At 36.4% G+C, this 15815-nt stretch carries 16 protein-coding genes; 2 read left to right on the top strand and 14 right to left on the bottom strand.

Annotated elements, in window-relative coordinates:
* Positions 1-20 precede the first annotated feature (20 nt).
* The 5 genes from IV36_RS08980 to IV36_RS08960 all read right to left on the bottom strand — a co-directional run bounded on the left by IV36_RS08980 (position 21) and on the right by IV36_RS08960 (position 4932).
* Positions 21-1388 (bottom strand): UDP-N-acetylmuramoyl-tripeptide--D-alanyl-D-alanine ligase, encoded by a 1368-nt coding sequence (locus IV36_RS08980; RefSeq protein WP_056991833.1) that lies wholly within the window; start codon positions 1386-1388, stop codon positions 21-23.
* A 257-nt stretch (positions 1389-1645) separates the two neighbouring features.
* The gene (locus IV36_RS08975) at positions 1646-2428 is read right to left on the bottom strand and encodes a hypothetical protein (protein ID WP_056991831.1); all 783 of its coding nucleotides are present in this window, start codon (positions 2426-2428) and stop codon (positions 1646-1648) included.
* A 31-nt stretch (positions 2429-2459) separates the two neighbouring features.
* A complete protein-coding gene (gene htpX / locus IV36_RS08970; RefSeq protein ID WP_056991829.1) occupies positions 2460-3344 on the bottom strand; it encodes a zinc metalloprotease HtpX in 885 nt (294 codons plus the stop codon).
* A gap of 24 nt (positions 3345-3368) precedes the next feature.
* Positions 3369-3926: a LemA family protein gene (locus tag IV36_RS08965; protein ID WP_056991827.1), complete on the bottom strand. Its 558-nt coding sequence runs from the start codon at positions 3924-3926 to the stop codon at positions 3369-3371.
* A 577-nt stretch (positions 3927-4503) separates the two neighbouring features.
* Positions 4504-4932: a GNAT family N-acetyltransferase gene (locus IV36_RS08960; RefSeq protein ID WP_056991825.1), complete on the bottom strand. Its 429-nt coding sequence runs from the start codon at positions 4930-4932 to the stop codon at positions 4504-4506.
* 201 nt (positions 4933-5133) lie between these two features.
* Here IV36_RS08960 and IV36_RS12285 point away from each other — a divergent pair, with 201 nt between their 5' ends.
* Positions 5134-5271, top strand: coding sequence for a hypothetical protein (locus IV36_RS12285; protein WP_003687276.1), 138 nt, complete (start codon positions 5134-5136; stop codon positions 5269-5271).
* Between the two features lie 214 nt (positions 5272-5485).
* Here IV36_RS12285 and IV36_RS08955 read toward each other — a convergent pair whose 3' ends face one another.
* From IV36_RS08955 to IV36_RS08925, 7 genes are all read right to left on the bottom strand, one after another.
* The gene (locus IV36_RS08955; protein ID WP_056991823.1) at positions 5486-6793 is read right to left on the bottom strand and encodes an NCS2 family permease; all 1308 of its coding nucleotides are present in this window, start codon (positions 6791-6793) and stop codon (positions 5486-5488) included.
* A gap of 240 nt (positions 6794-7033) precedes the next feature.
* A complete protein-coding gene (locus IV36_RS08950) occupies positions 7034-7291 on the bottom strand; it encodes a type B 50S ribosomal protein L31 (protein WP_056991821.1) in 258 nt (85 codons plus the stop codon).
* 102 nt (positions 7292-7393) lie between these two features.
* On the bottom strand, positions 7394-8617 hold the full coding sequence (gene rho, locus IV36_RS08945) for a transcription termination factor Rho (RefSeq protein ID WP_082623742.1): 1224 nt from the start codon (positions 8615-8617) through the stop codon (positions 7394-7396).
* 96 nt (positions 8618-8713) lie between these two features.
* Positions 8714-9976 carry a UDP-N-acetylglucosamine 1-carboxyvinyltransferase gene (locus IV36_RS08940; RefSeq protein WP_056991820.1) on the bottom strand — a complete coding sequence of 421 codons (1263 nt, stop codon included), beginning with the start codon at positions 9974-9976 and terminating at the stop codon, positions 8714-8716.
* 357 nt (positions 9977-10333) lie between these two features.
* Positions 10334-11929, bottom strand: coding sequence for a CTP synthase (locus tag IV36_RS08935; RefSeq protein WP_056991818.1), 1596 nt, complete (start codon positions 11927-11929; stop codon positions 10334-10336).
* A gap of 191 nt (positions 11930-12120) precedes the next feature.
* Complete coding sequence (gene rpoE / locus IV36_RS08930) at positions 12121-12696, bottom strand: DNA-directed RNA polymerase subunit delta (RefSeq protein WP_056991817.1); 576 nt, start codon at positions 12694-12696, stop codon at positions 12121-12123.
* Positions 12697-12739: 43 nt separating this feature from the next.
* A complete protein-coding gene (locus IV36_RS08925) occupies positions 12740-13192 on the bottom strand; it encodes a YwiB family protein (protein WP_056991815.1) in 453 nt (150 codons plus the stop codon).
* 126 nt (positions 13193-13318) lie between these two features.
* Between IV36_RS08925 and IV36_RS08920 the strand changes: the two genes are divergently transcribed.
* Positions 13319-14683, top strand: coding sequence for an HD domain-containing protein (locus IV36_RS08920; protein ID WP_187328442.1), 1365 nt, complete (start codon positions 13319-13321; stop codon positions 14681-14683).
* A gap of 332 nt (positions 14684-15015) precedes the next feature.
* Here the strand turns inward: IV36_RS08920 and IV36_RS08915 are convergent, their stop codons facing one another.
* Positions 15016-15318 (bottom strand): hypothetical protein, encoded by a 303-nt coding sequence (locus IV36_RS08915; protein WP_235810291.1) that lies wholly within the window; start codon positions 15316-15318, stop codon positions 15016-15018.
* 14 nt (positions 15319-15332) lie between these two features.
* Positions 15333-15815 (bottom strand): hypothetical protein (locus tag IV36_RS08910; protein ID WP_235810290.1); only part of this gene is annotated, 483 nt, incomplete at its 5' end.

The following is a 15815-nucleotide window of genomic DNA, read 5'->3' as shown; positions in this document are numbered from 1 at the left end:
TTTTATCAAAAACTATTCTTCTATATTAACTTTTCTAGTACACTCTCCAAGTGAACTCCGTGACTACCCTTCAGTAATACCGAATCACCTGCCGAAATCTCACTTTGTAGATCTGCAGCCAATTTTTTCTTATCAGTTGCCTTATACAAATGTAGACGTTCTTCACCAAATTTTAATGCTAACTTCGTAGCTAAATATTCTACTTCTTCCCCACAGAGGTACACACTATCAATTTTATCTGGATCAATAACTTCAGCCAAACTTTCATGCATTTCCTTCGAATTGATTCCAAGTTGCAACATGTCTCCGATTACTATAATTCTTTTTCCATCTGTTGCTGCATTTGAAAATGCAGTTATAACCAACTTTGCGGCTGATGGATTAGAATTATACACATCGCTTAGAATTCGCTCACCTTTTGCTCCTTGTAACCACTGAGTTCTATTCTTGGTTAAATCAAAAGACCTAAGTGCCTTTTTCATCTCCTCTACAGGTATTCTGAAAAATTCTCCTACACTCAGTGCTGCCAGAGCATTAATTACGTTATATGATCCAATCATTGGAATTACGAAATTTTCGTTCTCCCACTGTGCTACCCTAAAACTCGTTTCTTTATCATTGCTTACTATATTCAAAGCACGCAAATCAACATTATCCGAAGTCCCAAAAGTAGTAGTCTCCTGATCTATCTTTTTAGTCCTCTGGACAAGCAAAGGTTCATCGCCATTATAAATAAGTAACCCATCTTCTTTTAAGCCATGCGTTATCTCCATCTTTGCATCAGCGATTTTGTCTCTTGTTCCAAAAAACTCAATGTGTGCTTCGCCAATCATGGTAATAACCGCAACATCAGGTTCAACAAGTCGACTAAGCTCATCTAGTTCACCAAAATGATCCATACCCATCTCAATAACTAGAGCTTCGGTATTCGGTTCCATTGATAACACTGTCATCGGAACACCAATAAAATTATTAAAATTGTCATGTGTTTTTTGTACATTAAACCGTCTTCCAAGAATAGCAGCTACCATATCCTTGGTAGTAGTTTTACCATTACTCCCTGTAATAGCGACAACTTTGGGATTTATCTTCTGAAGATAATAATGTGCCAATCTTTGCAGTGCTTGCAAGTTATCAGGTACAACCAGTTTAGGAATTGACACTGTACTTTCATCATGGCCTTCCTGCCACAATGTCGCAACGGCTCCACCATCAATTGCATTCTTGATATAATCATGCCCATCATGTTCCGCAACTAATGGTATAAATAGCGCACCTTGTTCAAGTGAGCGAGTATCAAAAGAGACACTGGTTACAACTATCTCTTCCCATTCTTCCTTTGGTTCAACCTGTAGAGCTTTCGCAATTTCCGCTAATCGCATCTTCATGTAAATTTCTTCCCTTCATGACATACTGCTTTGAAAGCTAATTTCTCAGCTTTTCATCAAAATATACAGTACCTCCATTAAAATTGTCCTATGCCATTGTATCACAAAAAATAAAATATCTTAAACTAAACACAAAACAAGACAGAAATTATTTATTGGTCTCTAATACTCTCATCATTTGAGTATTCCTTCACTACTCTGCCAACAAAATAATTCTGTCTCCCTAGTATTCAAGAACTTCATGAAACGATAAACGATCATAGATTTAAACTATCTTCAAGTAACTCCGGTGCCAAAATTTTTAATTTCCATTCTGCAGTATTTAGATAATACTTCAGTTTGCCAACAAGCCTAGATTTTTCAATCAGCATTGTGGGTTCATGCCACTTTAATTGATATACTGAATCTGGTGCTAGGAAAAAAGGAATTGACAGTTCCTGTCCCTTTATTTGAATCTCACCAAAATCAAAAACTGTTCCATCCACAAGCAAAGGATCAATTTTTTTAACAGTTGCAGTGTCAAGCACTTGAAAACGATGACGTGACCTTAAGAAAGGTTTCTTTTCACGATAAGTGCTTGCTAACTTATTAGTTAAGCAAACTGCGAGAATTTGGTAAAAATGCGGCAAATACCGATAGTATACCCTTTTTGCACCATTTGGTAAAGTTAAGTATACGTAATTATTTTGTAATTTGTAGTAAAAGGGGGACTTGAGATGCATATACGCATGCCCTAAATACAATAATTCAGCAACTTCATGCGGTGTTAGCGCCTCTAAATCATTAAACTCATCAAAATCTATCCAATCAATATTGGGATTCGTATTTTGAAGAAGAAATTTCTGTACATTATCTTCCTCTAGGTACATATTAAAACCAGAATAAATATCTATCTCTTGGTTTGGGTCTACATTGCCCAAAGATAACAAATTTTGTGGTTTAATCTTTGCACCTCTAAAAAAATCTAAATTTGAAATCCCGTATGTTAATGTCAAATGCGATACCTTTTCGATGTGCACATATATAAGGTTATTACGCATTACCAATCCTCTATTCTATTTAAAATAATTATTACATCTTTCTCAGTCGTTTAATCCGTTCTTCAGTTGACGGATGTGTATCAAACAAATGTGTCCAAGAACCTTCTTTGAATGGGTTAGATATATATAATGATGAACTGCTAGGATCAGCTGATTGCATTGGTTCACTATTTGAAATCTTTTCCAGTGCACTTATCAACCCCTGGGGATTTCGTGTTAACTCAACTCCAGAGGCATCAGCAAGAAACTCGCGATTACGTGATAAAGCCATCTGCGCTAATGATGCCGCAAGTGGACCCAATATCAAAATAACGACCGATAAAATAAGAACCAGCCAACCACCATTATTTTCATTATTACGTTTACGGCCTCCACCCCACCAAAATGAGTTATACCCAATATTTACTAGAAGTGAAATCACAGAAACAAGTGCTAAAGCTGTAGTTTGTAGACGGATATCGTAATTACGAATGTGCGATATCTCGTGCGCAATAACACCCTCTAACTCTTCTCGGTTTAAGCGAGTCAACAGCCCTTGTGTCACTGCAACTGCAGAATGTTCAGGGTCTCTCCCTGTTGCGAATGCATTAGGACTCTCATCATTAATCGTAAACACACGTGGCATAGGGACCTTGCCCACAAGTGCCATGTCTTCAATTATGTGCCAAAGTTCCGGGAAGTCACTTTCTTGTTTAACTTCTATTGCATTATTCATTCCCATTACAATGTCAGTCGAACGTGCCAACATAGAAAACATATAAAAAATCCCAATAACAGCAGCCATCAAAATACCTGCAACAGAACTATTGAAAAAAACATAGCCAATTGCCGCGCCAACAAGAATTACTAACAAGAAAAAGGCGATCATGACATAAACTGTTCGCCTTTTATTACGTGCTATTTGCTGAAATAACATCTTCAAAACTCCTTCAACAAAATTTTATTCAAAAGATACTTTTGGTGCAGCTTTTTCTTCCGATGGAACTTCTAAGTAGTTCACTTTTGTTAAACCATGTATCTTCGCAACAAAATTAGAGGGAAATGTCATAAGTTTTTGATTGAATGAAGCCGCTGATGAATTAAACAACTGGCGGGAATATGCTATTTTATTCTCAGTATTACTCAATTCTTCCATCAATCTAGTAAACTCTTGGTTAGCTTTCAGATCAGGATAGCTTTCAGCCAATGCAAAAATTGACTTCAAAGAACTGGAAAGCTGATTTGACAATTCCATCTTTTCCTCATGAGCATCAGCTGGTAATTGCACCATTTGATTACGTAATTCTACGACTTTAGCAAATGTCTCACGTTCATGTTTGGCATATCCTTTAGTAGTTTCAACTAGATTAGGAATCAAGTCATTCCTACGTTTAAGCTGTACATCAATTTGGCTCCATGACTCTTCCGTATAAACCTTTGCTGTTTGTAACCCGTTGTAAAGAGCAATGTACCCAAACACAACCAAAGCAATAATTACGATAATTATAATCCAAACCATTATAAATTCCTCCACTGTCTATAATTGAGAATAGCATAAAGTATATGTTACATGAAAGTTGCTGAATCAACATGTGTACCTTCACTTCACCTACTACATAAAAAGCATATCAGCACAAATTCGCCCCTCAAAAGCCATTTCAACCTGATAGCTGCAGATTAAACTCTTAACAAAATCTCTTGAGTTAATCATAGCAAATTTATTTACTATTATAAAGCCGATTACATTATAATTTGAAAATTATTAAAATTTGTTTTCAATTCACTAATAACAGTCCAATAATAACTGTTGTCTTGATTCTTTGACACAATTAAAACATTTTGGAAATTTTATTTATTATTTTCAAAAAAAAGTAAGCCATAACAAAAAGTTATGACTTACAAATTAGGTACCATTAATTAAAATGATAGTAGGGTCATTCCACAATGAACACCTACAGACACGCTGGAAATCCGCCAGCATTTGTGTCCCTCTCGAAAAAAAATCACTAGCCGCCGCAGCGGAACGAATAAATTCGTCTGATTGCTTCGACTCATCGCATAACATGAAATATACTCTTTTCTTACAAAAAAGTCAACTACAATTTTTTGTTCATCTTATGGTGCAGGATTCCAGCGTCCAAAAAGCCCTCACCAACAACTTTGAATCCTAGTTTAGAATAGAAATTCTGTGCTTGATCTTGGGCTCCTAATGTCAGATAAGGAACTTTTTCTTCTACTGCCATTTCTTCAATACACTTCATTAATTCTTTTGCATACCCTTTATGACGCTGACTATTCAAAGTGGCCACTCTTTGAATGTGCCATGCTCCATCTTCTTCAATCGTTCTAGCAGTCACCACGGCCTGCTCTTCTACATACCCGACATAATGTGTTGCCAATTCTTCTGCGTCAATCTCTAACTTTTCAGGTACTCCTTGTTCTGATACAAATACTTCTTTTCGGATTGAGAGGGCATCCCGATAAACTTTAGATGTTATATCCGTGGTTCTATAAAAGGCAATCATCTATTTTACAGCCTCCTAATATTTTATATTTTATCAATAGTTATTTTACATGGTTAGTCTCTATAATAAAAGAAGAGATCTTAAATAATTACAACGTTGCTCAAATTTGTACATATTTTTTTGAATTTTGTTCATGATTGAACTAAAATATAGGTGTGGAGCAATTCCATGTGTGGATTCCAAAAAAAAGAGGCGATTACAATGTCAAAGAAATTGAGTAAGGAAGAAAAGAAAGCATTGGCTCGCAAAGCTCTAGAGGACCGCGCAAAGCATCCTGCAAAAAAGGATGGTTCCGGTTTTGCACGACTTGATGCTGATGCAAAAAAGTTTGAAAGGTAATTTATAATCTTTTAGACTAATTTTTTCTTGTCAAATAAAATTATAAATTAAGAGGGACTGGATCAAAAGTTAACTTTTGATCCAGTCCCTCTGTTTTGTATTGTTATTTCAGATACATGTGTTCCGTAAGCCAATCATATTAAAGTGATTGAAATTTATTTTTACAAACTTTTATATCATATTTTTTAACTTACTAGCTAATAGCTAATATAATTTAATTGTTCAAAATCCAGAAAAAGAGCAAAAAGACAAAGAATAAAGCATACATAATCGGATGAACTTCTTTTCCCCTCTTAGCAGCTATCATCGTGATAGGATATGCGATCACACCAAGTGCTAATCCATCTGATATGCTGTAAGTCAGCGGCATACCCAATAAAATCAAAAATGATGGAATTGCAATCTCCATTTTGTCCCATTCAACTTTCTTCATATTTTGAGCCATTAATACACCAACAATGATTAAAGCAGGTGCTGTTACTTGGTTAGTGACAACGCTCAAAAGTGGTGAAAAGAACATCCCAAAAATAAACAAAATTCCTGTAACTACAGCAGTCAGTCCTGAACGACCACCAACTGCAATCCCTGCTGACGATTCCACATAAGCACCAACAGGCGATGTACCTAGCAATGCTCCTGCGGTCATCGCTGTCGAATCAGACAATAAAGCTTTGCCTACCCTTGGCATCTTATTGTCTTTCATGAAACCAGCCTGTTGTGCTAATCCCACCAAAGTACCTGCCGTATCAAAGAAAGTAACCAGTAAGAAAGTTAATACAACAACCACCAACTGCATTGAATTAATGTTCCCAATATGTTGTACTGCCACCAAGAAAGTTGGTTTCAAGCTTGGAGCGCCTGAAACTACAGCACTAGGCAACTTAATCATTCCTGTAACCATTCCCAAAATTGCCGTTGCAGCCATGCCAATAAAGATATTACCGGGAACACGACGTACTAATAAAATTGCTGTAACCACAAGCCCAAAAATAGTTAACCATGTTGTTCCAGAAAAACTACCTAAAGCAACTAACGTAGATTTATCCGCAACAATAATACCACCATCTTCTAAGCCAATAAATGCAATAAACAAACCAATTCCTGCCGAAATTGCATATTTCAAATTAGCAGGAATTGCATCAATAATTAATTCCCGTAATTTAAAAATTGTAATTAATAAAAAGATAATTGAAGCTATTAAAACCCCTGCTAAAGCGGTTTGCCATGGAACTTTCATTCCGATACAAACTGAATAAGTGAAGAAGGCGTTAATTCCAAGTGCCGGAGCTGTAGCAATCGGATATTTTGCATACAGTCCCATTAGAATACAGCCAATTGCGCTTGCAATGGCAGTTGCCGTAAAAACAGCACCCTTATCCATTCCTGAATCGCCTAGAACACTAGGATTAACAAAAAGGATATACGCCATTGAAATGAATGTTGTAAATCCAGCCAGTAACTCGCGTCCAATAGTCGATCCTAATTCATTGATTTGAAAATAAGACTCGATTTTTTCTTTCAAAATACTTACCCCTTTTTTACGAACATTAAAATTCGTATTAAATATAAAGCACGTTGATTAATATACTACAATGTAAAAAAAATGTAAATACGAATATTATGTGCCTATAATGTTCGTGTTTTACTAAAAACACCTTATTGATAAATATTTTTAAAATTTTGATACTAACCAAAAAATAAAAAGATGTCATAATCTCTTGCGAGATTATGACATCTTTTATGTTTATTCCATAATAAAAAGTTAGTCTTCTTTGTTTGCAAAACCGTATTTTTTGTTGAAACGATCCACACGTCCGTCTGCTTGTGTAAACTTCTGACGTCCTGTGTAGAATGGATGTGAATCACTTGAAATTTCAACACGAATTAATGGATATGTGTTTCCGTCTTCCCATTCGATCGTTTCTGCTGAGTTCTTAGTTGAACTTGAAATAAACTTATATCCTGTGGATGAATCTAAGAAAACAACTTTATGATAATCTGGATGAATTCCTGGTCTCATTTTATACTCTCCTTTGCCCTGACCCATTTGCTGGACCAGAGTTAATCTTTATACAACAACAAACATTCTAACATGAATAAAAAAGATAAGCAATTATCTTTTTTATTTCTTTTGCGATAAATTAGCATTAATTTCATTAATAAAAGTTTCGTTATCTTTTGTCTTTTTTAAAGCTGCAATGACACGCTCAGCTTGTTTAGCAATATCACCATTCAACTCTTTGCGGAACTTCCACATAAAATTCAGTTTTTCCTCAGAAAGTAGTAGTTCTTCCTTACGAGTTCCCGATTTTTTCAAATCAACCGCTGGGAAAATGCGTCGTTCTGCCAAATCTCTAGCCAAGTGGATTTCCTGATTACCTGTACCCTTGAATTCTTCATAAATAACATCATCCATACGGCTGCCAGTATCAACAAGTGAAGTTGCCAAAATTGTCAAACTGCCACCCTCTTCAATATTTCGAGCAGCCCCAAAAAACTTTTTAGGTTTAAATAAAGCTGCTGGATCAATACCTCCAGAAAGAGTCCGTCCACTTGGAGGAACCACTAAATTATATGCTCTAGCCAACCTTGTTAATGAATCCAATAAGATCACAACATCTTGTTTGTCTTCCACCAATCTCATTGCACGCTCCAAAACAAGTTCTGAAACCCTAACGTGATTCTCAGGTTTTTGATCGAAGGTTGAATAAACAACCTCACCCTTCACAGTCCTTTCAAGATCAGTAACTTCTTCGGGACGCTCATCAATCAATAATACAATCAGCTTAACTTGCGGAAAATTTTGTGTAATTCCATTAGCAATTGCCTTCAACAAACTTGTCTTCCCGGCTTTTGGAGGTGCCACAATCAAACCACGCTGACCAAAACCAATCGGTGCAAATAAATCTAAGATTCTGGTAGATAAAACATCTTGTGTTGTTTCCAACTTCAATTGTTTTGTTGGATACAAAGCGGTCAATGCAGGAAAATGTGGCCTTTCTTTTGCTTCTTCAGGATGTTTACCGTTAACACTATCAACATGCATCATTCCATAATAGCGTTCGTTTGGTTTGGGCTGACGAACCTTTCCCGCAACTAGGTCGCCATTTCGTAACCCGAAACGTCTAATCTGTGAAGATGAGATATAAATATCTTCTTGCGAAGAACCATAATTAATTGGACGCAAAAAACCGAATCCATCTTGCTGCGCTGATATATCCAGAACACCAGACATGTAATAGAAACCTTGTTCCTGTGCCTGAGCTCTGATAATCGCCAGCGAAAGTTCCTTCTTATTCATCTGACTGTAATACGGAATCTTAAAATCGCGAGCATATGAATAAATCTCTTTTAAATTTTTATTTTTTAAATCAACTAATGTTAGATTTTTCGTAGTCTCTTCTCCTCAACTATCCCTGATCTGATTGTTTTGATACCCTATTTATTCATCAACTATTTTGATTTCAACGTCCAAGCCTCTTAATTTCTCGACAATTCGTTCATATCCCCGTAAGATATTATCAGCATTTGTGATTGTCGTTACTCCCTTAGACATCAGTGCTAATCCCAGCAAAGAAACACCTGCTCTAATCTCACTTGCCTTAACAGTTGCGCCACGCAAATTATCAGAATGTTCAACAGTAATTACACCATCACGACTTGAGATAGCAGCTCCCATCTTTTGCATTTCAGCAATATGTTTAATACGTTCAGGATACAGTGTATCAATAATTTTGCTTTCGCCATTTGCTCTCATCAGCAATGGTGTTATTGGCTGCTGAAGATCTGTTGCAAATCCTGGAAAAGGTGAGGTCTTAACAGTTACTGGATTTAGATTTTTACCACCTTTTACGTAGATACTATCTTCATTAACTTCCAAATAAATTCCCATCTCAACAAGTTTCGCAATAAATGGCTCTAAATGTTCTGTGATAACATTCTTCACTAGCACGCCATTTCCGTTTGCAGCAGCGAACGCCAAATAAGTCCCTGCTTCAATCCTATCTGGAATGATAGTATGCGTATTTGTAGCCTTCAGACTCGAAACACCCTTTATTCTGATAACATCGGTTCCTGCTCCACGAATTTGAGCACCCATGTTATTTAAAAAAGTTGCTAAATCAACGATTTCAGGCTCTTTCGCCGCATTTTCAATAATTGTTGTACCATTTGCTCTAACTGCAGCCAAAAGAACATTGATCGTTGCACCAACAGAAACAATATCAAAGAAAATTCGTGCACCTTGCAAGCCATTATCTCCAGTTGTAATTCTTACTGCATCATTTTCTTCAATTACCTGTGCTCCAAGAGCTTTAAACCCTTTAATATGCTGATCAATTGGTCTTGGACCTATATTATCTCCACCAGGGAAGCCAACAATGGCCTCGCCGAACTTTCCCAAGAGTGCTCCCATAAAATAATAAGATGCGCGCAAACTTTTGATCGCCCCACCCGGTAATGGTACACTTTTTATTTGTGTAGGATCTATTTCTAATTCACCTTTATCAAACACTGATTTAACATTCATTGATTCTAAAATTAACATTAAATTATGAACATCTAAAATATCTGGAACTGAATCAAATTTAACCGGCGTATCTGCTAAGATTGCAGCCGGTATAAGGGCAACTGTACTATTTTTTGCTCCGCCTATCGTGACCTTGCCTGACAGTTTCTGCCCTCCTCTAATAATCATTTTTTTCATTTTTTTAAAATCTCCACTCGATTATCAAGTCAATATAATATGCAATTAAGGTGTCTGTATATTTTATATGGTACACCAACATTTGACACAAAAAGTGTCTCTTCTCATATTACAAGATAGGCAGTCAGGTTTCAATTAAAAAAGGCCTAATTTAAGAAATTTATTCTTAAATATTCAGCAAAAAAATTAATTAATTCTCATTTATACACATTTTCTGTTTCACGAACTACTTTGAAAGTGTAAGAAAAAACAGTTTCAAATGTTAGCAAACATAATAAAAAGCAAGAAATTATCATAGATAACAATCCTTGCGATAATTTCTTGCCATTCACTATTGTAACTAGTAAATTTAAAATTTTATTTAGAGCTCGCAACTACAAAAGCCTGGAACAAACCTTCTGGCCTCTGTGGTCTTGAAAGAAATTCGGGATGATACTGTGAAGCCACAAAGAATTTGTGCTTACTTAACTCAATAACTTCAACCAAGTGGTTATCAGGAGAAGTTCCTGCAAATGTCAATCCATTTTCAATAAATGATTTACGATATTCATTGTTGAATTCATAACGGTGACGATGACGTTCTTGAATTACTTCTTGATTGTTATAAGCTGCAGCAGCAACTGAGCCTTGTTTTAGTTTACATGGGTATAATCCTAATCGTTGTGTCCCACCCATTTCTTCAACATCTTCTTGATCGGCCATTAAATCAATAATTTTATTAGAACACTTGGGATCAACCTCTGTTGTATTTGCATCTTCAAGTCCCACAACATTACGAGCAAACTCAATACATGCCATTTGCATTCCCAAACATATTCCTAGGAATGGTACGTTATTCTCACGGGCATATTTAATTGATTCAATCATACCCTCAAGCCCACGATCTCCGAATCCACCAGGTACAATAATGCCATCATATGGCCCCAATTCAGTTGCGACGTTTTCAGCATTCAACTTCTCTGAATCAAACAGTGCAACTTCAATATCTGCATTTATCGTATATCCCGCATGTTTCAAAGCTTCAGCAACCGAGATATAAGCATCCGGTAATTTTACATATTTCCCTACTAAGGCGATCTTCACTAAGCGATCAAGATGCTTGACCTTATTAGTTAGTTCCTCCCATTCACTCATATCTGATTCTGGTGACTCAATGTGCAATAACTTGCAAACAATGTCATCCATGTGCTGTGCCTTTAAATTCAAAGGAATTTCATATAGTGTTTCAACATTCATCGATTCAATTACAGCTTCAGGTTCTACATCACAAAAACTTGCAATTTTGTTGCGCATACTCTCAGAAATATGCTGTTCAGTTCTTACCACCAAAATATTCGGTTGAATTCCTAATCCACGAAGTTCTTTAACACTATGCTGCGTTGGTTTGGTCTTCATCTCACCGGCAGCCTTGAGGTATGGTACTAATGTTGTATGAATATAAACCACATTCTCACTACCGACTTCTGTCTTCATCTGACGCAAAGCCTCTAGAAATGGCAGAGATTCAATGTCACCGACTGTCCCTCCGACTTCTGTAATTACAACATCCGCGTTGGTAGTGGTTCCCGCACGCATGATTTTCTCTTTAATCATATTAGTAATATGTGGGATTACTTGGACAGTTGCACCTAAATAATCACCACGACGTTCCTTACGGATAACTTCTGAATAAATCTTACCGGTTGTAACATTTGAATATTTGTTCAAATTGATATCAATAAAACGTTCATAATGTCCCAAATCCAAGTCCGTTTCAGTACCATCATCCGTTACAAAAACCTCTCCATGTTGGTAGGGACTCATAGTTCCAGGATCGACGTTGATATAGGGATCGAATTTTTGAATCATGACTTTCAATCCCCTGTTTTTAAGCAGCCTTCCAAGAGATGCAGCAACAATTCCCTTTCCTAATGATGACACAACGCCACCTGTCACAAAAATATATTTGGTCATTAAAGATTCTCCTTTGAATATTTTTTCAGGGTGGACAAGTAATTGGCACATTCATAAAAATAAAAATAACAAGCTCCCTATTCTGGTGAATAGGGAGCTTGTATAATTACCGTCCAACGACTCCACACAAAAGCATGAAGTGCCCAACAAAGATTGTACCCAAAAATAATTAACTAGTCAAGACCTAGTAATTATAATTCGTCATCTTCCTCAATATCATCATCTGACATCTCAGTTAACTGGCCTTCAATCCCATCAGGTAAATCCTCATCTTCGTCATCAGCATCATCAATATCGTTTAAATCTTTACTATATTCTTTAAGTTCAGTATTGTCGTCTTCGTTTGCATAATCAATATCCAAATCATCATCTTCTGGATCATCATCATTGTAATCGATGACATCATCATCTTCACTTGCATCGGCCATGAATGCATTGACCTTTTTGCGTTTCTTACTCTTTGGCTCATCAGTTTCTTCATCTTCAGTATGAACAACTGCCTCGTCAATAGAATCATACGGATACCATGAACGCAAGCCCCAAAGATTGTCACCCAAAGAAATAAAGCTACCATCTACATTTAAGTCAGTGTAAAATTGTGAGAGTCTTTCTCTGATTTCTTCATCGCTCTTGCCAAGATATTCTTGTACAGCATTCACCAAATCGGCAAAAGGAGTAACATCCCCTCGTTGACTCAAAATTGCATGTGCAACTTCAATCAATGATAGTTCACTTCTGTTAGCATCCTTGAATTTTTCTAGCTCCAAACGGTACACGTCCCTTCTACAGTCTAAATATTATCATACATTTTTATGCCGTAAATTGCAATCTTATTTTATACTCACCCAAAAGTTTACCTCCACTGTACAACAAGTAGTCAACATGTACTGCTCCTGCCAATGGAAAATCATTGATGTTGACACTCAATGATGGGGTAACTGTCTCAATCGGAATCTCCCCATATGGTGTTCGGTAAGTGGCGGATACTCTTTTGTTATTTTCAAAAAAGAGCTGCATCCGCATCTCCTTACTCTTTCGCGTCAGTTGGATACCACCATCATTGTTGATTTTAAAGGTAACAACCGCTGTTTCTTGGTTATCATCCTCAGTATACCGAAGATAAATTGAGTTCCCCATCTGAAACAATTGGCCCTCAAATTTACGATCGTATTTAATGACCTCGTTATCTTGTTTGGTGAAAGTTTGGAGAGTTATTAAAATAGCTATCCCATTGCTCAAAGAATCATCCCTTTTTGTGATCATATTATATCATTTTTTCAAATCATCTACTATAATCTTATCATTGCTTACAGTGCAAGAAATATTATATTAAGTTATAATCAATATAGTTTATTTATCAGTGCATATCAATATAGGAGTTGATTAGTTATCACTGTTTATACAAGTAAGAAATTAAAAAGAGAAAAAGTTTTGAGGGATCCAATTCATAGCTATATTTACGTCCAGCATCAGGTAATTTTAGATCTTATTAACACACGTGAATTTCAGCGATTACGCAGAATTCGTCAGCTGGGGACTGCAAGCAGTACTTTTCACGGTGCAGAACATTCGCGCTTTACTCATTCAGTCGGCGTATACGAAATTACCCGCCAGATATGTGACAACTTCCAACGTAATTATCCTTCCACAAATACAAATGATGGTCTCTGGAACGATGATGAGCGGCTAGTTGCTTTGTGTGCTGCGTTACTTCACGATATTGGTCATGGCCCGTACTCACATACTTTTGAGCATATTTTTGGAACCAACCATGAGGATCTGACCGTCAGAATTCTAACCTCACCTTCTACTGAAGTTAACAAAGTTTTGCGCGAAGTTGCCCCCGATTTTCCAGAAAAAGTTGCAAGTGTAATTCAAAAAACATATCCTAATCCGCAAGTCGTTCAAATGATTTCAAGCCAAATTGATGCTGATCGGATGGACTATCTTCTCAGAGACTCATACTATACAGGTACTAATTATGGAACTTTTGATTTGCGCAGAATCCTGCGTGTCATGCGTCCATACAAGAATGGCATTACATTTCACATCAGCGGAATGCATGCAGTTGAGGACTACATTATGAGCCGTTTTCAGATGTATCAGCAGGTCTACTTTCATCCTGTGTCACGTTCCATGGAAGTAATTTTAAACAGACTGCTGCAAAGGGCGAAGTTTCTGTTTGAAAACAGTCGTTTATTGCAAGAAAATTCACCACAACTTCTGCTACCTTTTTTTGAAAATAATTTTTCAGTTGAAGACTATATTCGCCTTGACGATGGAGTTTTGAATACTTATTTCATTCAATGGTCTATGAGTACCGATAAAATACTGAGCGATTTAGCAAGCCGTTTTTTGAATCGGAAACCCTTAAAGTCCGCACGCTTTTCCGCCGCCACTAGTAATCAGATCCCTAAGCTGCGTGAACTAGTTTCTGCTGCTGGTTATAACTCAACTTACTACACAGCAACTAATGATAGCTTTGATTTGCCCTACGATGTTTATGCACCCAACCAAAGCAAAAAAATAACACAAATTGAATTATACCAAGATGATGGCACACTAATTGAACTCTCAAAAGTCAGTAAACTTGTCGCTGCAATTACCGGAAAAGTTTCCGGTGATGAGCGTTTCTTCTTTCCTAGAGAAATGCTGACGTCTTCAAAACAAATTGATTTGTTTGCACCCATCTATGAAAAATTTCAAGGATATTTAAAAAATGGTTGGTTAATTGAGAAGAAAAACGACCAATAGAAGATACCATAAATTGATGATGTTTGGTGTAACCACCATATGATACTTACACCCCCATCTCGCATGTGCTTAGTTATTATCATCTTTTGACAATGCAATAACTCTTTTAACCCCCCGCAAGTAAAACCCGTGGTTTTATTTAACGAACTAAATTATCAAAGGGACTAGGTCAAGATTTAACTTCTGACCTAATCCCTTCTTTATTTTGGATAAACATGTTCAACAAAATAAAATTTCTGTCTAGCCTCTAATTACTCATGTCAGCAGCACATGCTCTATATTCGCAATTTTGAGTTAGCACTAAACTTTTGCCGACCTATTTCACACTTTCTTCATTTGTTACTGTAGTGAAATAAATTTTTTTCTTTTCCACTAAGCTGTTTTACTAAGTTCAAACCAGCATCTGTTAGAACACCGGGGCATAAATTTACAAAGCTCGTTCCAACTTTTCTAGGACACTTTGTAATTATCTTCGCAGTAAAGAGTAAAACTTCACTAGTTGCTAATTGTTGGATTCCTACTCCATTTGAAGTAGCAAAATCAATCACCTGATTCTCCTTGATTTCTACTCCATCTTTAGAAAATGCAGCTAAAAAAACTAAGAAATCAGCAATAAAATCATAATCTATCACCATTGTTCTTCCTCCATTTAGACTTTAAAAAGATAACATTTGTCAATGTTTAAAACATCTGCCCTTTTTAAGGTTGTTTGTTTACATAAATTTGGATTCTCGTCTATCTTTTTTTCAAAAATTTTTAAGACCGCTACCATTTTCTCTAGATTAAATATGTGTTCTTCCATTTTTTGCTTTTTTCCCCATTTGCTAACCTCACTCGAAACTGATTTCAAATAAGAAACATCACTTAGAATTTTCTGGTACCTTACCAATGCAAATTTAATATTTAAGGTAGACGAAATTGTTTTAAAGTTTCCCGAATCCTGACAATTCTCAAGCAAACTGAAGAATTCAGGATAGTGCCATAGTTTTATAGTGTAGTCACCATAGTATCGCTCGAAAACTTGTTCCTCACTTCTTATCTCACTCATTCTCAATACATTCTCCTCAAAATTAAGTGAGGCTGTGACATAAGTCTCCATAATAAAGGCCGGTTTGGAAAAATCTTTGGTTTT

The sequence above is a fragment of the Liquorilactobacillus mali genome, assembly GCF_001437155.1.
In the GTDB taxonomy this organism is placed as follows: Bacteria; Bacillota; Bacilli; order Lactobacillales; family Lactobacillaceae; genus Liquorilactobacillus; species Liquorilactobacillus mali_A.
This window is presented reverse-complemented; position numbering and strand designations above follow the sequence as displayed.